Annotated in this window: 16 protein-coding genes; 6 read left to right on the plus strand and 10 right to left on the minus strand. The window is 73.4% G+C overall.

Translation table 11 applies throughout. From position 1 onward, the window contains the following. Positions 1–66: 66 nt before the first annotated feature. Both AC3A5R_RS13940 and AC3A5R_RS13945 read right to left on the minus strand, forming a co-directional pair. Positions 67–519: an aromatic ring-opening dioxygenase LigA gene (locus tag AC3A5R_RS13940; RefSeq protein ID WP_487621363.1), complete on the minus strand. Its 453-nt coding sequence runs from the start codon at positions 517–519 to the stop codon at positions 67–69. A gap of 94 nt (positions 520–613) precedes the next feature. After that, on the minus strand, positions 614–4,144 hold the full coding sequence (locus AC3A5R_RS13945; protein WP_487621364.1) for a DEAD/DEAH box helicase: 3,531 nt from the start codon (positions 4,142–4,144) through the stop codon (positions 614–616). Positions 4,145–4,210: 66 nt separating this feature from the next. On the opposite strand from AC3A5R_RS13945, the gene AC3A5R_RS13950 reads away from it, so the two are divergent. Both AC3A5R_RS13950 and AC3A5R_RS13955 read left to right on the plus strand, forming a co-directional pair. Beyond that, entirely contained in the window at positions 4,211–4,720 is a 510-nt protein-coding gene (locus tag AC3A5R_RS13950; protein WP_487621365.1) for an acyl-CoA thioesterase, read from the plus strand. Then, entirely contained in the window at positions 4,717–5,187 is a 471-nt protein-coding gene (locus AC3A5R_RS13955) for a TY-Chap domain-containing protein (RefSeq protein WP_487621366.1), read from the plus strand. The genes AC3A5R_RS13950 and AC3A5R_RS13955 overlap by 4 nt, the downstream gene beginning before the upstream one ends. Positions 5,188–5,207: 20 nt before the next feature. Here AC3A5R_RS13955 and AC3A5R_RS13960 read toward each other — a convergent pair whose 3' ends face one another. The 3 genes from AC3A5R_RS13960 to AC3A5R_RS13970 are packed head-to-tail and all read right to left on the minus strand — an operon-like array spanning position 5,208 to position 9,339. After that, positions 5,208–6,068: an SDR family NAD(P)-dependent oxidoreductase gene (locus AC3A5R_RS13960; RefSeq protein WP_487621367.1), complete on the minus strand. Its 861-nt coding sequence runs from the start codon at positions 6,066–6,068 to the stop codon at positions 5,208–5,210. Further along, positions 6,065–7,039 (minus strand): NADPH:quinone oxidoreductase family protein, encoded by a 975-nt coding sequence (locus AC3A5R_RS13965; RefSeq protein WP_487621368.1) that lies wholly within the window; start codon positions 7,037–7,039, stop codon positions 6,065–6,067. The genes AC3A5R_RS13960 and AC3A5R_RS13965 overlap by 4 nt, the downstream gene beginning before the upstream one ends. Continuing rightward, positions 7,039–9,339, minus strand: coding sequence for an exo-beta-d-1,3/1,6-glucosidase (locus AC3A5R_RS13970; RefSeq protein ID WP_487621369.1), 2,301 nt, complete (start codon positions 9,337–9,339; stop codon positions 7,039–7,041). The genes AC3A5R_RS13965 and AC3A5R_RS13970 overlap by 1 nt, the downstream gene beginning before the upstream one ends. A gap of 31 nt (positions 9,340–9,370) precedes the next feature. Here AC3A5R_RS13970 and AC3A5R_RS13975 point away from each other — a divergent pair, with 31 nt between their 5' ends. Then, positions 9,371–10,663 (plus strand): DUF4921 family protein, encoded by a 1,293-nt coding sequence (locus AC3A5R_RS13975; RefSeq protein WP_487621370.1) that lies wholly within the window; start codon positions 9,371–9,373, stop codon positions 10,661–10,663. Continuing rightward, the gene (locus AC3A5R_RS13980) at positions 10,660–11,127 is read left to right on the plus strand and encodes an MOSC domain-containing protein (protein WP_487621371.1); all 468 of its coding nucleotides are present in this window, start codon (positions 10,660–10,662) and stop codon (positions 11,125–11,127) included. The genes AC3A5R_RS13975 and AC3A5R_RS13980 overlap by 4 nt, the downstream gene beginning before the upstream one ends. 159 nt (positions 11,128–11,286) lie before the next feature. On the opposite strand, the gene AC3A5R_RS13985 is transcribed toward AC3A5R_RS13980, so the two are convergent. Then, positions 11,287–12,750: a flavin-containing monooxygenase gene (locus tag AC3A5R_RS13985; protein WP_487621372.1), complete on the minus strand. Its 1,464-nt coding sequence runs from the start codon at positions 12,748–12,750 to the stop codon at positions 11,287–11,289. Between the two features lie 65 nt (positions 12,751–12,815). Between AC3A5R_RS13985 and AC3A5R_RS13990 the strand changes: the two genes are divergently transcribed. After that, complete coding sequence (locus AC3A5R_RS13990) at positions 12,816–14,834, plus strand: FAD-dependent oxidoreductase (protein WP_487621373.1); 2,019 nt, start codon at positions 12,816–12,818, stop codon at positions 14,832–14,834. Positions 14,835–14,888: 54 nt separating this feature from the next. On the opposite strand, the gene AC3A5R_RS13995 is transcribed toward AC3A5R_RS13990, so the two are convergent. Then, the gene (locus AC3A5R_RS13995) at positions 14,889–16,019 is read right to left on the minus strand and encodes a ScyD/ScyE family protein (protein ID WP_487621374.1); all 1,131 of its coding nucleotides are present in this window, start codon (positions 16,017–16,019) and stop codon (positions 14,889–14,891) included. A gap of 300 nt (positions 16,020–16,319) precedes the next feature. Between AC3A5R_RS13995 and AC3A5R_RS14000 the strand changes: the two genes are divergently transcribed. After that, the gene (locus AC3A5R_RS14000) at positions 16,320–16,763 is read left to right on the plus strand and encodes an iron chaperone (RefSeq protein ID WP_487621375.1); all 444 of its coding nucleotides are present in this window, start codon (positions 16,320–16,322) and stop codon (positions 16,761–16,763) included. A gap of 16 nt (positions 16,764–16,779) precedes the next feature. Here the strand turns inward: AC3A5R_RS14000 and AC3A5R_RS14005 are convergent, their stop codons facing one another. Genes AC3A5R_RS14005 through AC3A5R_RS14015 form a run of 3 tightly spaced genes read right to left on the minus strand, consistent with a single transcriptional unit; the run spans position 16,780 to position 19,632 of the window. Further along, positions 16,780–18,051: a glycosyltransferase gene (locus AC3A5R_RS14005; protein WP_487621424.1), complete on the minus strand. Its 1,272-nt coding sequence runs from the start codon at positions 18,049–18,051 to the stop codon at positions 16,780–16,782. Between the two features lie 7 nt (positions 18,052–18,058). Continuing rightward, complete coding sequence (locus AC3A5R_RS14010) at positions 18,059–19,087, minus strand: LLM class flavin-dependent oxidoreductase (protein WP_487621376.1); 1,029 nt, start codon at positions 19,085–19,087, stop codon at positions 18,059–18,061. 20 nt (positions 19,088–19,107) lie between these two features. After that, positions 19,108–19,632, minus strand: coding sequence for a 2'-5' RNA ligase family protein (locus tag AC3A5R_RS14015; RefSeq protein WP_487621377.1), 525 nt, complete (start codon positions 19,630–19,632; stop codon positions 19,108–19,110). Position 19,633: the final 1 nt, after the last annotated feature.

The raw sequence follows: 19,633 nt of genomic DNA on the forward strand, positions 1-19,633 counted from the left end.
GGGGATGTGGATGACGTACCCGCATCCCTGACCCACCGACGTCACGAGGACGTGGGGCCGTGCGACCTAGGCCCGTCTCGCGACGGTTCGCAGCGCCCACCCCGCGAGGACGAACCCCACGCCGAGCGCGGTGGCCATGAGCGCGACACCGTAGGCGACCACCGACGTGAACAGTGACGCCCGCAGGAACGACGCGGTCATCACCGTCTGGCGCTTCGGGTCGTCCTTCGGCAGTTCGGCGTAGGTCTTGCCGCCGCTGGCCTCGAGAGCGTGCTTGTTGATCACCTCGGCCTGTGCGTATGCCGTCCAGGGGCTGTTCACCGACTGGCCCGCGAACCGGTCGGCATCCTCGGAGACGGTGATCTTCTCCGCCGACAGCTGGTTGGTCACGACGACCCACGTGACGACGCCCGCGACCGCGAGGATCGCACCGAAGATCACCAGGAGCAGCCCGACGGTCACGACCCCGCGCAGCCCTCGGGTCGTCTTGACGCCTGTTTCCTGCACAGTGGTTGTCATTCACAGCCTCCCAAAGCGATGCACTCGTGAGTTGGCCTGGCACCCGTCGACGCTCGCCGAGCACCATGTCTCACGCTAGGCCCCACCGGGAGCTTCAGATGGTCCTTTGCGAGTGATCCGGTGACGGGCCCGACAGCGACAGCAGGTCGCGGACGTCGTCGGGGGTGATGGCCCCGGTCATCGACCCGCCCTCGTCGACGACGCGGTCGAACAGGTCGCGCTTGCGCTCCTGCAGCGCCACGACCTTCTCCTCGATCGTGCCCGCCGACACGAGTCGGTAGACGGTGACGGGCTTGTCCTGGCCGATGCGGTGGGCACGGTCGATGGCCTGGGCCTCGGCGGCGGGGTTCCACCACGGGTCGAGCACGAAGACATAGTCGGCCTCGGTGAGCGTGAGCCCGAAGCCGCCGGCCTTGAGGCTGATGAGGAACGCGACGGCGTCGCCCTCGCGGAAGCCGCGCACGACGGCCTGACGGTCGGTGGTCGAGCCGTCGAGGTAGGCGGTCGACAGGCCGGCCTTGGTGACCGCGGCCTCGACGAGCCGCAGGAACCCGGTGAACTGGCTGAAGACGAGGGCCCGGTGGCCCTCGGCGGCGAGCTCGCGCAGCTGGTCGACGAGGAACTCCACCTTGGCCGCGGTGGCACGACCCGCCTGGGTGGGGTCGACGAGCGACGGGTCGAGGGCGAGCTGGCGCAGGCGCGTCAGGGAGGCGAGGATCGCGACGCGGTTGGCGTCGGCGTCGCCGAGCAGGCCGAGGATCCGCTGGCGCTCGCGCTGCAGGTGCTGGTCGTAGACGTGCCGGTGCACCGGGTGCGGCTCGAGCGGCACGACCTGGATCTGCTTGGGCGGCAGGTCCAGAGCCACCTGCTCCTTGGTGCGGCGCAGCACGAGCGGACGGATGCGGCGGCGCAGGAGGTCGAGCAGGTCGGGCCGCTCCCCGGACTCGATCGGCCGCCGGTAGTGCTGGGTGAAGACGTCGGGGCGCGGGTAGAGGCCGGGCGCCGTGAGCGACAGCAGCGACCAGAGGTCCATGAGGGAGTTCTCGAGCGGGGTGCCCGTGACCGCGAGCGTGAACGGCACCCCGAGCCGCCGGACCGCGAGGTGGGTCTTGGCCTGACGGTTCTTGACGAACTGCGCCTCGTCGAGCACCACTCCGCCCCAAGCGATCCCGTGGAACGCATCGGCGTCGAGGCGTAGCACGGCGTACGACGTGACGACCACCTGCGCATCGGCGACGGCCTCCGCGAGAGCGGTTCCGCGCTTGCGCTCGGTGGCGGTGACGGCGACGGCCCGCAGGTGCGGCGCGAAGGTGTGGAGCTCCTGCAGCCAGGTGCCGACGACGCTCGTCGGCGCGACGACGAGCACCGGGCCCCGGGCGTCGGGCCGCTCCGAGGTCGCACCGCCGAGCTCGCCGAGGTCGTGGGCCCGCGCGAGCGCCGCGATGACCTGGAGCGTCTTGCCGAGGCCCATGTCGTCGGCGAGGATGCCGCCGAGGCGGGCGTCCCACAGGCGGGTCAGCCAGTGGTAGCCGTCGAGCTGGTACGGACGCAGGGTGGCCCGGAGGGCGGGTGGGACCTCGGCCGCGGGGGCGTCGGCGAGGGGCGCGAGCGCCGCGACGTTGGCCGCCCAGCGCGCGCTCTGCTGCTCGACGACTCCGAGGGCGGCGAGCTCCTCCCAGAGGTCGGCGTGGTGCGCGCTGAGGCGCAGCCCGCCGCTCTCGGGGTCGGCGAGGTCGCGGGCCTCGTCGATGAGGGTGCGCAGGCGGACGAGCTCGGGCCGGTCGAGGCGGAACCACGAGCCGGAGTCGAGGAGCATGATGTCGTCCCCGGCGGCGAGCGCCGCGAACAGCGGCTCGAACGGCACCTCCTCACCGTCGACCTCGACGGTGACCCGCAGGTCGAACCAGTCACCGGGCTCGGCGCGCTCACGCGCCTTCGTGCCCGTGCCGGCGTCGACGGCCCCGATGTGCACGACGGGTGGCGCCGTGACCTCCTCGTACGGAGGGAGGTCTCCGTCGACCTCGACGGTGACGTGCTCATCGGCCTCGAGCGTCGGCAGCTGCTCGGAGACGAACCGCGCCGCGTCGACGCCGCGCAGGTGCAGTCGGGAGCGCAACCACGGCAGCTTCTCGGCGAGCCCGCCGACGGCGCCCGGGACGGCGTGCAGCGACGTGGCCGCGAGCGTCGCGGCGGTCTCGGCGTCGCGGTCGCGGGTGCGGCGGATGCCGAGAGCGCCGAGGGCACCGTGGACGCCGTGGGCCGGACGCTCGGTGAGGGGCCGCAGGACGCCGTCGTAGGCGTGGCCGAGGTCGAGGCGCAGCTCGCCCGGCACGTCATGGACGACGCGGACGTGGACCGTGACCCGCTCGGGGCCACCCGGCCCCTCGTCGGACGCGTCGGCGACCGGCAGCGGGACCTCGGAGCGCACGCGCACCCGCTGCCGCAGCCCCGGCACGGTGGACCCGAGGAAACGGGCCCGCTCGTCGGCCGGGACGCGCAGCCCCGCCACGGCCTGCTCGAGGGCGGCGGGGGTGAGGCCGAGGTCCTGCTCGAGCGGCACGAAGGTCAGCGCGCCGTCGTCGGCGGAGACGGCGACACCGTGCACCGGGTCGCCGAGGAAGAGGATCTCGGCGTCCTCGCCGGCGCCTTCGCCGGCCTCGGGCAGACCCACGACCTGCACGTCGACGACGAGGTCGCCGGAGTCGCCGGGTGCCCGCCGCACGTGCAGCTCGAGCGTGGCCGGGTCGTCGAGGACGGTGACCGGCCCGGTGACCCCCTCGCCCGGGAGGAGGGCGACCCCGGCGTCGCGGGCGCGTGAGAGCAGCGGCCACACGTCGGGGCTCGCGTCGAGGGCGATGGGCGGCGCGGCGGTGAGGTGGGTGGTGCCGCCGGAGCCGTGGCGCGCGGCGTCGTAGAGGCGCGTCAGCGCCCGCTCGTGCTCGGGCAGCAGGCGGATGCCGGCGCGCCACTGCGGCAGGGCGTCGTGCCAGGTCAGGGTGCGGTGCCACGTGCCGGCACGGGTCCAGCGGGTGGGCCGGACACCGTAGCCCGGCTCGGGCAGGCCGCCGCGGCCACGCGGGTCGCGGTAGACGACGTCGACGAGCAGACCCGCCGGCATGAGGTCGCCGCGCGGCTCCGGCGGCGCGTCGGTGCTCGGGGCGGCGTCGGTGCGGGGGCGGACGTGGCCGAGGACGTCGGACCAGTGCACGAGCCGGGGCGCGGCGTCGCGGCGGGGCGCCCCCGCCGGCGCGCCGACGCGTGCGGTGGCCTCGGGCTCGACGACCGCCTCGGGCAGGACGCCGTTGGCGACGTCGCGGGCGGTCATGAGCAGTGCGACGACGTGCTTGCAGTCGGTGGCGACCGGGCAGCTGCAGCGGCCGTTCCACAGGTGCGCGCGGCCCTTCGGGTGCGGGCGGGCCTCGATGATCGTCTGGTAGGTCTCGGCACCGCTGCCCTCGATCGTGCCGAGGATCATGAGCCCGTCGGGGCGAGTGGCGATGGACCGGACGCGGCGCTCGGCGGCATAGGCCTCACCCCGGCCGAAGGTGCGCGACCCGACCTGCTGGGCGATGTCGGGGTCGGTGACCTGTGCGACCCACGTCGCCCGCCCCACGCTCCACGCCATCCCCCGACTCTAGGTCGGCCCGCCGACACCGGCAGGCCTCGTCCACCGGTCCGGCAGGATGGGCGGATGGCCGACCCACGCTCCCTGACGCTCGCCGACTTCCCCGTGCACCGGCCGGTGACGACGCGCTGGTCGGACAACGACATGTACGGCCACCTCAACAACGCCGTGTACTACGAGCTGTTCGACTCGGCGATCAACGGCTGGCAGGCCGAGCACGTGACGATCGACCCGACGCGCGACCCGACCCAAGGCGTCGTTGCCGAGTCCGGGTGCGCGTTCTACGCCGAGGTGGCCTTCCCGACGCCGCTCGTCGTGGGGCTGCGGGTCACGCGCCTCGGCACGAGCAGCGTCACCTACCAGCTCGGGCTCTTCGTCGACCCGGAGCGCGTCGGCGGACGCGAGGACACCGACGGGGCCATCTGCGCCCTGGGCCACTGGGTCCACGTCGAGATCGACGCCACCACGCGTCGCCCCACACCGATCCCGGACCACCTGCGGGCGCTGATGTCCGAGGCCGCCGTCGAGGTCGACGTAGAGGTCGACGCCGAGGTCGACGTCGAGGGGGATGCGTGACCGGGCCGGCCGAGCTCTCCGAGGAGTCGTGGGAGGGCTGGACGCGTCGGGTCGCGGCCGACCTGGCCGACCTCGCCGAGGGCGGGTGGCTGACGTTCACCGTGCACGCGGACGCCGGGGGCACCACACGGGAGCCGGGGGCCCCGAAGCGCCCGGGAAGGTTTCGCCGTCGCGGGCGACCCGAGCCGGCCACCACCGCAGACGTCTTCGTGCAGGCCAGTCGCCTCGAGGGCCTCCTCGCGCTCGAGTGCATCGCCGACCCGGAGTTCGAGGGCCTCACCGCGCTCTCGAGGTCGGAGGTCCACGACCTTGAGGCGCTCGGCTGGGAGTCAGTCGAGGACGAGGCCGACCTCACACGGGTGTTCACGTCGGACGCCGCCGGCGACGCCGCCGAGCTCCTTTCTGCGACGCTGCGCGACGTCCTGCGCGCTCCGGCACCCTCGGCCGTGGACCGTCGGCACGCCTGAGCCGCAACGCGCCCGATGCGTCAGTCCTTGCGCAGGCCATCGCCAGGCCGGGCGGCAGGTGGGCGACCGCTCACCCGACGGGTGGCTGCCCGGCGCATCGTCGCCGTGTAGAGCGGTCGAGCGAACCGCTTGGCGCGCCAGGCGATCCGGCCGTCGACGTCGGTGAGCACGACGTCCCGCCTGGCGTCGATGCCGCGCACGACGGTGGCGGCCACCTCGTCGGCCGAGCGCCGCGACCGGCTGACCAGCTGGCGCCCGGCGTCCTCCATCTCGGCGTCGGCGCCCTGGAACGACGCGTCGAGGCCGCTGCGGAAGAACGACGGGCACACGACGGTGACGGCGATGCCGTGCGGCGCGAGCTCGTGCGAGAGCGTCTCGCTCACTGCGACGACCCCGGCCTTGACGGCGTTGTAGGCGGCCATCCCCGGTGCGTGGACGAGGCCGGCGAGCGAGGCCGTGTTGACGATGTGTCCGCTGCGCTGCTCCTTGAACAGGGGCGTGAAGGTGCGGCAGCCGCGGACGACGCCGAGCAGGTTGATGTCGACGAGCCGGCGCCACTCGTCCATCGTCGCGACGTCGATGCGGCCGCCGGCCGCGACGCCCGCGTTGTTGACGAGCACGTCGAGACCGCCCCAGGTGCCGCGCACGTGGGCGAGCGCGGCGTCCCAGTCGCCGTCCTCGCGCACGTCCAGACGCCGGTAGCCGACGGACGCCGGTAGGGCGTCGGGGCGCTCGGAGGGCAGGTCGGTGGCGAGGACGCGGTCACCGCGGGCGTCGAGGGCGCGCACGAGCGCGAGCCCGAGGCCCGACGCGCCACCGGTGACGAGGACGCGTCGAGGCGAGCGGGGGGCGTGGCGTCGCAGCTGCATGGCCGGGCTCACGACCCGCGGACCGTGATCGTCACCTTGCCGGTGGCGCGGCGCTCGTCGATCTCGGTGAGGGCGGCAGCGACGTCGTCGAGGGCGTGGCGGCTGCCGATCGGCGGGTCGAGCAGGCCGCGCTCGAGGAGGGGCTGCAGGGAGTCCCACTGGGTGCGGACGAACTCGGGCCGCTTCTGCCAGAACGCTCCCCAACCGACGCCGACGACGCTGACGTTGTTGAGGAGCAGCCGGTTGACCTTGACCTCGGGGATCGATCCGGCGGTGAAGCCGATGACGAGCACCCGACCCTCCGGCGCGAGGGCACGGACGCTGTCGGTGAAGCGGTCACCGCCCACCGGGTCGACGACGACGTCGACGCCGCGGCCCTGGGTCAGCTCGCGGGTGGCGTCGAGGAAACCGTCGACCAGCACGACGTGGTGGGCGCCGGCCGCCTGCGCCACGGCCGCCTTCTCCTGCGTGGACACGACGGCGATGACGCGGGCGTCCATGGCCCGAGCGAGCTGGATCGCGGCCGTGCCGATGCCGCCGGCGGCGCCGTGGACGAGGACGACCTCCCCGCGCTCGAGCCGCCCGCGCTGCGTCAGGGCGAAGTGGACCGTGAGGTAGTTCATCGGCAGCGCGGCGCCCGCGGCGAAGGACACCGACTCCGGCAGCGGGAAGACGAGCGACTCTGGTACGAGGACCTGCTCGGCGAAGGCGCCGAGCACCGGGAAGGCTGCGACGCGGTCACCGATGGCGAACGCGCTGTCCTCGGGAACCGCGCTGACGACGCCCGCGCACTCGGCGCCCGGCGTGAAGGGCGGGTCGGGGCGCATCTGGTAGAGCCCGCGGGTCAGGAGCACGTCGGGAAAGGCGACGCCCGCCTCGTGGACGTCGACGAGGACGTGCCCGGGCACCACGGTCGGCGCCTCGACGTCGTCGACGTGCACGGACGTCGGCCCGTCGAGGGTGGTGACTCGTGCTGCGCGCATCATCTGGCTCCTACGTGGTCGGGGTGACGGGCGGTGAAGGGGGCGCGGAGCAGGTCGGCGTCGCGCGACGTCGGGCCCACGAGGAGCTCGAACTCGCCGGGCTCGACGACACGCCGGCCCGACGCGTCGACGACGGTGCACGCCGCAACGGGCACCTGCACGTCGGTGACGACCGACTCCCCCGGCGGCACGGTGACGCGGCGGAACGCCTTGAGCTCCTTCGCTGCCCACGTGACGCTCGTGACGACGTCGGTGACGTAGGCCTGCACGACCTCGTGCGCCTGACGCGTGCCGGTGTTCGTCAGCGTCACGCGCGCCGTGACGGCGCCGTCGACGTCGAGGTCGGTGGGGTCGAGGGCGAGGTCGGACCACTCGACGGTCGTGTACGAGAGGCCGTCGCCGAAGACGAACTGCGGGTCCTGGGTGAGGTCGGCGTAGCGGCGGCCGTGCTGTCCGCGCACCTGGTTGTAGTAGGTCGGTTGCTGGCCCACGTGGCGGGGCACGGAGACGGGCAGGCGACCTGCCGGGTCGATGTGGCCGAGGACGAGCTCGGCGACCGCGCGGCCGCCCCGCATCCCCGGGTTGAACGCCTCGACGATCGCCGACGCGCGAAGGGCGCTGGGGGGCAGGACGTTCGGCTTGGAGTGGAGCAGCACGAGCACGAGCGGGACCCCGGTGCCGGCGAGACCGTCGACGAGCGCGTCGAGCAGTGCGACCTGGCCGCCCTGGAGGTCGAGCGTGGCGGTCGAGCAGCCCTCGCCGGTGAGCGCCACGGTGTCGCCGAGGACGACGACGGCCAGGTCGGCCGCGCGGGCCGCGGCGACGGCCTGCGCCAGCTGGTCGGCGTCGACGGGCGCGGGTGCGGACACGGGTGGGCGCGGCTGGCCGTCGGGGAAGGTCGGGCCGTCGGGGTCGGGCACGAGCACCTCGATGTCGGCACCTCGGGCGTGGGTCACGGTCCACGTGGCCGGCACGACGGCGCGGAAGCCGTCGAGGACGGTCTCGACGCACTCGCGCGGGTGGCCGTCGGGCATCCAGTCCACCTGCCCCGACGCGCCGGCCCAGTCGCCGAGGTTCGCCTGCGGGTCGTCGGCGTTGGGGCCGATGACGGCGACGGTGCGGGGCGACGCGTCGGGTGCCTCGGGTTCGAAGGGCAGCGAGCCGTCGTTGGTCAGCAGGACGAGCGAGCGGCGGGCGACGTCGAGGTTGAGGGCCGCATGCGCGTCGGAGCCGATGACCGCGGCCTGCCGGGCGGCGTCGGGGGCGCGCGGGTCCTCGAAGAGACCGAGCTCGACCTTGAGACGCAGGACGCGGCGGACGGCGTCGTCGATGGCCGCCTCGTCGAGCAACCCTCGGGCGACGGCCTCCTGGGCGCTCTCGAAGAACTGCGCGGTCGTCATGACGAGGTCGTTGCCGGCCTTGACCGCGACCGTCGCGGCCTCGACGTCGTCGGCGCAGACCTGCTGCTCCCAGACCATCCGGCCGACGTTGTCCCAGTCGGTGACGAGGGTGCCGGTGAAGCCCCACTCGCCCTTGAGGACCTCGTCGAGCAGCCAGCCGTTGGCCGTGACGGGCACGCCGTCGATCGCCTGGTAGCCGAGCATGACGGTGCGGCAGCCCTCGCGGACGGCGCGCTCGAAGGGCGGCAGGAACCACGAGGTGAGCTTGCGGCGGGACAGGTCGGCCTCGCTCGCGTCGCGGCCACCCTGGGTCTCGGAGTAGCCGGCGAAGTGTTTGGCGCACGCGAGCACCGCTGTGGGGTCGGTGAGCCCGTCGCCCTGGTAGCCGCGGACCATGGCGGCGCCGAGCTCGCCGATGAGGTGCGGGTCCTCGCCGAACGTCTCACCGACCCGGCCCCAGCGCAGGTCACGGGTGATGCAGAGGACCGGCGAGAAGGTCCAGTGGATGCCGGTGGCAGCGACCTCGACGGCGGTGGAGCGGGCGGCCTGCTCGAGCAGGTCGGGGTCCCAGGAGCAGGCCATGGCCAGCTGCGTCGGGAAGATCGTCGCGCCCGGCCAGAACGAGTGGCCGTGGATGGCGTCGTCGGCCGTCAGGAGCGGGATCCGCAGCCGGGTCCGGCCGACGAGGTCGAAGGCCTCGAGCATCCGCTCGGGCGAGGCGTGCAGGATCGAGCCGGCGAGTCGCGTCAGGACGACGTCCTCGAGGTCGCCCCTCGCGTCGAGCTGGAGCATCTGCCCGACCTTCTCCGGCAGCGTCATCCGCCCGAGGAGGTCCGCGACGCGTTCCTCCACGCCGAGGCGGGGGTCGAGGTAGGGCTGGGTGGGGTCGACGGCGGCCACGCACCGACGCTAGCCCACCTAGTCTGGAGGTGTGAGCCAGCCATCGCTCCGCCCGAACCTGCACCCCCTGACCCGGTTGCCCGACGGCACGGTCAAGCAGGTCAACCCCCTCACCGGCACCAAGGTGTGGACACTGCCGGGGCGCGCGGCCCGGCCCATCGGCGTCCCGAACCGGGTGCCGCTGCCGATCGACCCGGACGACCACGACCAGCACTGCGCCTTCTGCGCCGGCCGCAGGCTCGAGACCACGCCCGAGATCGCCCGGCTCGTGCGCACCGACGCCGGGTGGACGCAGCGACGCGGGCTGCTCGCCGAGCAGCTCGACGACACCGTCGCGGAGTTCCGGCTCATCCCCAACCTCTTCGAGATCCTCAGCTACGACTACTGGCACCTGACCCACGGGTTCGAGCCGACGCCGGAGTCGCAGGCGCACCGCGAGGCCTATCTGGCCACCCCTGCCGGGCGCACACACGTCACCGAGCTGGCGCGGATCCGCATGCGCGCCAGGGGTGCTCACGGTGCCGACGCCGAGCCTCTCGCCGAGGACGATCTCGACCGGGAGGCCGTGGGCCTCTTCGCCGGCAACCATCAGGTGGTCATCGCCAGGCGCCACTACGTCGACGGCGCGACCGACGACACGCAGCTGGCCTCGTCGGGCACCTTGACCCCCGACGAGCACGAGCAGTACGTCCGCCTCAGCATCGAGGCCATGCGCGACCTCTACCGCGGCAACCCGTACGCCCGGTACGTGTCGGTGTTCCAGAACTGGCTGGCCGCGTCAGGTGCCTCGTTCGACCACCTGCACAAGCAGGTCGTCGCGATCGACGAGCTGAGTGCCCAGAAGGAGGTCGAGGTGCGACGCGTCCGCAGGGAGCCCGACCTCTTCCTGCGCTGGGGCGCGCAGTTCGCCGAGGAGCAGGGGCTCGTCGTGGCCCGCACCGAGCACGCCGTCGCCTTCGCGGGCGTGGGGCACCGCTACCCGGCTCTCGTGGTGCACGTCCTCGACGGCGACCCGTGCCCGTGGGACCTGTCCGACGATCAGGTCCGCGACTTCTCCGACCTCGTCCATGCCTGCCAGGCCGCGACCGGCGTCCACGTGCCCTCGAACGAGGAGTGGCACCACCGGCCGCCGTCGGTGGACGTGCCGATCCCCCTGCGCGCGGTCATCAAGTGGCGCATCTCGACGCTCGCCGGCTTCGAGGGCGGCACGAAGATCTACGTCAACACCATCGATCCGTGGACGCTGCACGAGCGTGCGGTGACGCGGTTGCGCGGGCTCGCGGACGCCGGTGCGGTCTCCGGACGCGTCGAGGTGGCCGGTTGAGCCCCACGGTCGTCGCCATCCACGTCGCCAAGGCGCGACGCCTGCCGACCCGGTCGGTCGAGAGCGTCGAGGCCGAGGCGGGAGCCGGGCTCGTCGGCGACCGCTACCACGGCAGCCGGCACCGGCACGTCACGGTGCAGGCGATCGACGCCCTGGAGGCGGCCGCGGCGGACCTCGGGGGACCCGTCGACCCGGGCCTGACGCGGCGCAACGTCACGATCAGCGGTGCCGAGGTGCCCCGACGTCCCGGCGAGCGCATCCGCATCCGCGACGTGGACCTCGAGGTGGTCCGGGTCGCCGCACCGTGCCGCCTCCTCGACGACGAGCTCGGTCCGGGCGCCGCGCGTGCCCTGCACGACCGCGCGGGCACGGTGTTCCGACTGCTTGGCTCGGGCACGATCAGCGTCGGCGACCCCGTCGACCTCGACCCGCGTGCCCGCCCGGCCGATGTCAGCAGCGCCTGAGCGGCGACGAGACCTGCGCCGGGGGCCGACCGCATGCTCTGCATTGCTCCACCTGCTGAGCCAGCGCCTGCATCTGCCCGAGCCGTCCACGCCTGGTCCGCCGGGCGGAACAATGCAGAGCATCCGCGGTGGTCCTTGCCGGCCTCACGTACCAGGGATTCAGCGCGCGAACTCCATCGCCTCGGTGACGTCACCGCGCAGCAGGTCGCGCCGGTCGAGCAGGTAGTTCTGGCGCATCAGCCAAGGCGCCCGGTCCCCTTGCCGCGGAAGCAGATCCGCGGCCCGGGTCACGTAGCCGGACGACAGCGGCAGCAACGCGTTCCCGGACATCCCCGACGGTGGCCGGGGCACTGCGACGCGCCAGCCGTGGCGGTCCATGTGGTCGACGAGCCGACACACGTAGCGCGAGGCCAGGTCGGCCCGCAGCGTCCACGACGCGTTGACGTAGCCGACGCAGACGGCGAGGTTGGGCACATCACCGAACATGAGGCCCCGGTACACGACGAGGTCGCTCGTCGGGCGCGTCTCGCCGTCGACGTCGAACGCGATGCCACCGGCGACCTTGAGCCTCAGCCCGGTCGCCGTGACGACGATGTCGGCGGGCAGCTCGCGCCCGGAGGCGAGCCGGATCCCCCCGTCGGTCATCCTCTCGATGGTGTCCGTGACCACGTGCGCCCGGCCCTCGCGCAGCACGCGGAAGAGGTCGCCGTCGGGCACGATGCAGAGACGCTGGTCCCACGGGTCGTACGACGCGGTGAAGTGCTCGGCCATCTCCTTCGACCCGAGCGCCCGCGCCGCACCTCGGGACAACAGCCCCCGGGCGAGCGCCGGACGCCGCCGGCTCAGCTGGTAGAACGCCATCGTCGTGAGCACGTTCTTGTACCGCACGGCGTCGTCCCCGACCCGGCCCGGCACGACCCGACGAACGGCGTCGCCGAAGCGGTCGCGGCGCGGCAGCGCCGTCACCCACGAGGGCGTGCGCTGGAGCATCGTCACGTCGGCGCCGCGGTCGGCGAGAGCCGGCACGAGCGTCACGGCGGTGGCCCCCGACCCGATGACGACCGCCCGCCGGCCCGCGACGTCGAGGTCGTCGGGCCAGAACTGGGGGTGGACAAGGCGGCCGGCGAAGTCCGCGCGACCCGGGATCTCGGGGTCGTGCCCGCGGTCGTAGTCGTAGTAGCCGCAGCACAGGTAGAGGAAGCCGCACGTCAGGGTCTCGTGCACGCCATCCGGCCGTTCGACGGTGACCGTCCACCGGGCGTCGGGCGTCGACCATGAGGCCGCGACGACCCGGTGCCGGTAGCGGATCCGCTCCTCGATGCCGTGCTCGGCGGCGGTCGCGCGCATGTAGCGCAGGATCTTCCCGCCGTCGGCGATGGCGTCGTCGTCGCGCCACGGCGCCCACGGGAACCCGAGCGTCAGCATGTCGGAGTCGGAGCGCACGCCCGGGTAGCGGAACAGGTCCCACGTGCCGCCGCTCGCCGCACGAGCCTCGAGCACGGCCCAGGACCGGCCCGGGAGCATCGTGCTGAGGCGATGGGCGGCGCCGATGCCCGACAGCCCGGCCCCCACGACGAGGACGTCCAGGTGCTCGGGGGTCTGGTCGTCGTCCGATGTGCTCACCCCGCCATTGTGACGTGTGCCGCGCGGATCACTACCCGGCGGTAACCGCGGCTACCCTCGAGCGGGTGAGCCCGTACCCGCACCTGCTCGAGCCTCTCGACCTCGGCTTCACGACGCTGCGCAACCGCGTCGTCATGGGCTCGATGCACACGGGCCTCGAGGACCGGACGCGTGACCTCGACCGGCTGGCCACGTACTTCGCCGAGCGGGCCCGCGGCGGCGCGGGGCTCATCGTCACGGGCGGCTTCGCCCCGAACCTCGAGGGCAGCCTCTACCCGGGCGGATCGGCGCTCGTCACCTCGCGGCAGGCGCGCAGGCACCGCCGCATCACCGACGCCGTGCACCGCGAGGGCGGGAAGATCGCCCTGCAGATCCTGCACGCCGGGCGCTACGCCTACCACCCCGCATCGGTGGCCCCGAGCCGCCTCAAGGCGCCGATCACCCCCTTCACGCCGCGCGCCCTGTCGACCCGCGGCGTCGAGCGCACCGTCCGCGCCTACGCCCGCTGCGCGCGCCTGGCCCGTCAGGCCGGCTACGACGGCGTCGAGATCATGGCGTCCGAGGGCTACCTGCTCAACCAGTTCCTCGCGCCGCGGACCAACAAGCGCACCGACCGCTACGGCGGCTCCCCCGAGAACCGACGCCGCCTGCCCGTCGAGGTCGTGCGGGCCGTGCGCGAGGCGGCCGGCGAGGACTTCCTCGTCGTGTACCGCCTCTCGATGCTCGACCTCGTGCCGGACGGCCAGTCGTGGGACGAGGTCGTCGCCCTGGCCCGCGAGGTCGAGGCGGCCGGAGCGACGATCATCAACACCGGCATCGGATGGCACGAGGCCCGTGTGCCGACGATCGTCACGTCGGTGCCGCGTGGCGCCTTCACGCGGGTGACGGCGAGGCTGCGGCCGGAGGTCTCGATCCCCGTCGTGGCCTCCAACCGCATCACGATGCCCGACCTCGCCGAGCAGACCCTCGCCGACGGCAGTGCCGACCTCGTCTCGATGGCTCGCCCCTTCCTCGCCGACCCCGAGTGGGTCCGCAAGGCCGAGCAGGACCGCGCCGACGAGATCAACACGTGCATCGCGTGCAACCAGGCCTGCCTCGACCACACCTTCGCCAAGAAGACCGCGACGTGCCTCGTCAACCCGCGCGCGGCCCACGAGACCGTCCTCGTGCTCGCCCCGACGCGTCGCGCCAAGTCGGTGGCCGTCGTCGGCGCCGGACCGGCGGGCCTCGCCGCAGCCACGTCCCTCGCCGAGCGCGGCCACCGCGTCGAGCTGTTCGAGGCCGGCGACGACCTCGGTGGCCAGTTCGCCATCGCGATGCGCATCCCCGGCAAGGAGGAGTTCGCCGAGACCATCCGCTACTACCGGCGACGCCTCGAGCTGACCGGCGTCAAGGTGCACCTCGGCCGTCGGGCCGAGGCGGCCGACCTCACCGAGTTCGACGAGGTCGTCGTCGCCACCGGTGTCGAGCCCCGCGTCCCCGACGTGCCGGGCATCGACCACCCGAAGGTCGTCACCTACGCCGCCGCGGTGCGCGGCGAGGCGCGGATCGGCCGACGCGTCGCGGTCATGGGTGCCGGCGGCATCGGCGTCGACGTGTCGGAGTTCCTCACCCACACCGCCTCGCCCCTCACCGTCGAGCAGTGGATGGCCGAGTGGGGTGTCGGGTCGCCCGACGCGTCACGCGGCGGCCTCGTGGACCCGCGGCCCGAGGCGTCACCGCGCGAGGTGCACCTGCTCCAGCGCAAGGACACCCCCATCGGCAAGGGACTCGGTAGGACGACGGGTTGGGTGCACCGAGCCGCCTTGAAGGCCAAGGAAGTCCAGCACCACGTCGGCGTCAACTACGAGCGGGTCGACGACTCCGGGCTGCACATCACGCACGGCCCGGACCACACCGACCCGACGGTGCTCGACGTCGACACCGTGGTGCTGTGCACCGGTCAGGAGTCCGTCGACGGGCTAGCCGCCACGCTCGGCGGGCTGGGCGTGCCGGTGCACGTCATCGGCGGGGCAGAGCTGGCCGCCGAGCTCGACGCCAAGCGGGCCATCCGCCAGGGCACCGAGCTCGCAGCCCGCATCTGAGCACCCCGGTGTCGGGTCGCCACCCAGCCGTGAGCGGCGACCCGACACCTCCCCTCAGTGGTGCAGGCGCACCTTCAGGACGGCGCCGGCACCCGGCGGGCAGAAGGTGCTGCACGTCGTGACGTACGCGGAGTCACCGCGGATCGCGACGCCATAGGGCAGCGAGAGACCACTCGCGACCACGCGTTGCGAGCTCGACCACGGCCGCACGGCGACGAGGGCGCCGGGACCGCCCGACAGCAGGCCCGTCGCCGACAGCTCGACGGCGTAGAGGCGGCCGTGCTCGTCGAACGCCAGCGACGTGACGTTCGTCAGCCCGGTCGCGTAGGCCTTCGGCTGGTGGCCCGGCACGATGCGCCAGATCGTCGAGGCGCCGGCCTCGAAGGGGAACCCGACGAGCTGTGAGACGTACCAGGCACCGTCCGGCCCTTTGACGACGTCGGTCGGCACGGCGTCCGCCGGGAAGCCGGCCGGTATCACGCTGCCGTCGGGCGCCGTGGCGGGCTTCGTCGTCGGCACGGGCTTGAGTACCGCGACCGTCGACCCGCCGTGACGGGTGGAGACGATGTCGTTGCCGCCCGCGTCGGCCACGACGAAGCCGTTGCCCTTGCGTGCGAGGCCGACGGCGTTGCTGTCGACGTCGGTGCGGTCCGGGTTCGCCCTCTTCTCGTACTTCGCGACGTCGAAGACGAGCTTCACGCCGGCGCCGGGGTGGCGCAGGTCGCCGGTGACGACGGTGCCGAGCAGCTTTGCCTGGGAGCCGAAGCCGGCCCGGTAGGCGGGGCTGCCACCGAGCCCGATCGACAGGGCGAAGCGGTGGTTGCCCGTGAACGTGAGGTCGCTGGGTCCGATGACGTCGCTGCCACCGATCGAGGGCAGCCCGCGGACGACCCGGGTGATGCCGTGCTTGCCGACCTTCGCGACGGAGCCGGTGAGGCCGAAGCAGACCTTGCCCATTTCGGGCCCGCCGGTCTGGCACGGCCCCTCGCCCCCGAGGCCGGCCTCGACGACGTAGAGCTGACCGCCCGGGCTGAAGGCGAGCTGTCTCGGGTTGTTGAGGCCCGACGCGACCACCTTCGGACCGTCGTTGTGGGCTCCCGCGGGGGTCCCGCCCCAGAGGCCGGCCACGACGGCGACGGCCGTTGCGGCCACGGCGATGCCGCGGCGTGTCCTGGCTCTTCCCATGGCACTTCTCATGCGTGTTCCTCCTGAGTACTCGACCCTCGGTCGTCGGCGACGCCGGAGTTCCCTGCCTCCCCCCTCTCGGCAGGCTACGACCGGGCTCCGGGGCGCACCGCCGAACCGGACAGACGGCGGCTTTGGTCCCTGAACGCGTCGATCGCGCCCTATCCGCCCATGCGTCTCCCCCACTCCAGGAGGCGGTTTCGGGATGCTTCGGGCATCGGTCAGGAATCGAGAAGCGCCGAGAGCACCCGGCGTCCGAGACTGGACACACACCACCACGACAGAGGGGACACCCCAGCGATGAGCACCACGACGAAGCGGACCAGCCCGGCCTTCACCGACGACGAGAAGGCGGCGATGAAGGAGCGCGCGAACGAGGTCAAGGCGTCCCGGCGGAAGGGTGACGACCCGGCCGAGGCGAGGGCCCAGCTGCTCGCGAAGATCGCCGAGATGGTCGATGAGGACCGCGCGATGGCCGAGGGTGTCCTGGCCCTTGTCGAGAAGGCCGCGCCCGACCTCGTGCCCGGCACCTGGTACGGCATGCCGTCGTGGTCGAAGGGCGGCAAGGTCGTCTGCTTCTTCCAGCCGGCCGCGAAGTTCAAGGCGCGCTACTCGACGCTCGGGTTCAACGACCCGGCCGCCCTCGACGACGGCGACGCCTGGCCCGTCGCCTACGCCCTGCTGAAGCTGACCGCCGCCGTCGAGGAGCAGCTCATCGCCGTCCTGCGCAAGGCCGCCGGCTGACGCCACCCGCGCCGCATCAGCGCGTGATGACGGCGGCGACGACGCGTGCTGCGTCGGCGGCGCCGTCCTCCGCGTGGACGAGCCGTCCCAACCGCCGGGCGGCCTCGACCGACGCCGGGGCGAGCGCCTCCTCGAGCGCTGCGGTCAGCGTCGTGGTGCGGAAGTGCTTGCGCGGCAAGGGCGCCGGGCCGCAGCCGAGGTCGTGGACGCGTCGGCCCCAGTAGGGCTGGTCGGCGATGTGGGGCACGACCACCTGCGGCACCCCGGCCCGGAACGCGGCAGCGGTCGTTCCTCCCCCGCCGTGGTGGACGATCGCGGCGCACCGGGGGAAGAGCCACTCGTGCGGCGCGCCCTCGATGCCGAGCACCGTCGCCGGCAGGTCGCCCGGGCGCACGCCGCCGCGGCCGAGCTGCGCCCACCCCGCGCTGACGATCCCCCGACGACCGACCCGTCGCAGCGCGTCGAGGAACGTGCGCAGCACCGATGCCGGGTCGTGGGTCGGCATCGAGCCGAAGCCCAGGTAGACAGGCGGGTCGCCGGCGTCCAGGAACGACGCGAGGGCGTCCGGTCGCTGCCGGGCGGGCGCGGCGGGGCGGAACCACCACCCGGTCTGGGTCAGAGTGTCGGGCCAGTCAGGCGCACGCGGCACGACGTGTGGGCTCGCGGCGAGCAGCGTCGGCGTCGTCCTCGCATCCCGCACGTAACTGCGGAAACCTCTGCGGGGCAGGTTCATCCGGCTTCGCATCCGGTCACCCGGCTGGCGGAAGATCGACCAGGCGGCGTGGGCGGCGAGCCAGCTCCAGCCTAGGTTGAACGTCGATGCCGCCCCGGGCCGCAGCGCGAACGACGACGACCGCCCGTACCGCGACGGCCAGACCGGCTGGAAGGTCGCGTACACGTGCGGGCGCCCGTCGCGGGCGCAGAGGCTCGCCACGGCGTCGAAGGTCAGGGCGCTCGACACCACGGCGTCGGTCGTCCCGACGACCCGCGCCACGTCGGCGCCGAGCTCGTCGGCCGTGTACGCGACGACGCGGCGCATCAGCGCGGCCTCGCGCACCTGGTTGGTCGACGAGCCGCGCAGCCAGCGGCGCCCGAGGTCGGACTCGACGCCGGGGCGCACCTCGAACGACAGCGGTTCGAACGCGACCCCGTGCCCCTCGACGAACGACCGGAAGTCCGCCGGCCCGACGACGACGGGCTCGTGGCCGAGCGCGGACAGGTGCGGCGCGAGCGCGACGAAGGGCTGCACGTCGCCGCGCGACCCCATCCCGAGCAGCGCGACCCTCATCGCCACGTCAGCCCAGCTGTTCGCGCACCCGCGGCACGACCTCCTCGGCGTACAGCCGGATGCACTCCGCGCGCTGCTCGTGCGGCAGGGTGCCCATCGAGTACTTGAGCTGGAAGCGCGAGGCCCCGAGCACCTGCAGCGTGTCGACGATCTTCGCCGCGACGGTCTCGGGCGACCCGCAGTACACCGCGCCGTCACGCCCGAGCTGGCCCAGAGCCTGCTCCTTGGTCATCGGCGCCCAGCGGCGCTCGCGGCCGAGCTTGTTCATGTACGGCAGGAAGTGCGGGAGGAACTCCTCCACGGCCTGCTCGTCGGTGGCCGCGACGTAGCCGGGCGAGTGCACACCGATCGGCAGCTCGGGCTTGCCCATCTCCGACAGCGCCCGGCGGTAGAGGTCGGCGAGCGGTGCGAACTGCCGCGAGGCGCCGCCGATGATGGCGATCACGACGGGGAAGCCGTAGTGCGCGGCCCGCACGACCGACTGCGGGGTGCCGCCGACGCCGACCCACACGGGCAGCCGCCCGGACTCGGTGGCCGGCATGATCCGGTCGACCTGGACGGGCGGCCGGATCGAGCCCTCCCACCGCACCGGCCCCTCGGCGACGACGGCGGCGAGCAGGTCGAGCTTCTCCTCGAAGAGGGTCTCGTACTCGGACAGGTCGAGGCCGAACAGTGGGAACGACTCGATGAACGAGCCTCGGCCGACGGTGATCTCGGCGCGTCCGTTCGACACCGCGTCGACCGTCGAGAAGCGCTGGAAGACGCGGATCGGGTCGTCCGACGACAGCACCGTCACCGACGTGCCGAGCCGGATCCGCTCGGTGCGCGTCGCGAGGGCCGCGAGCAGGGTGTCGGGCGCGCTGACGGCGTAGTCGGGCCGGTGGTGCTCGCCGACCCCGAAGAAGTCGAGGCCGAGGCGATCGGCGAGCTCGCCCTCGGCCAGGACCTCGCGCAGCACGACTGCTGGGTGCAACGGTCGCCCGTCGGGACCGTTCGCGATGTCGCCGAAGGTGTCGAGGCCGAGTTCGAGAGCCATGGGCCCATCGTAGGGAGGCCTCAGCCGGCGAGGCCCCACGCGCGTCCGGCGTCGGGGTCCCACCGGCGCACCGAGGCGACGGCCCCGTCGACGGGACGCGTGCGGCCGAGGGTGGCGAGCGCCTCGCCGACCTGGCGCGAACCGAGGCCGCGCGCGAGGGTGACGTGCGGTGTCCAGCGCCCGGCGCGCACCTGCTCGGGTACGTCGGGGCAGGCGACCATGGCCTCGGCCACGGCGCCGTGGAGGGCGAGCAGACCGGCGTCGGGCACGACGAGCCGCGCGAGGACGAACCGCCGCGACCCGAGCACGAGAAGACCTCCGAGCCGCACCGGCCGCGGCAGGAGCGCGGCGACGCGCTCGACAAGGCGTCGTTCGACGAAGTCGGGCACCGCGCTGGCCACCGACAGCGTGAGGTGCGGCGCGTTCGTCGGGCCGGTGTGGCCGGCCTGGCTCGGCAGCCCCGCCGCGGCGAGCAGCTCCCACTCGCGTCGCACCTCCGCCGTGGTGGCGTCGTCGAGCAGCGCTTCGACCGAGTGGAGGGGCATG

Source organism: Intrasporangium sp. Soil_C_50 (assembly GCF_057656595.1).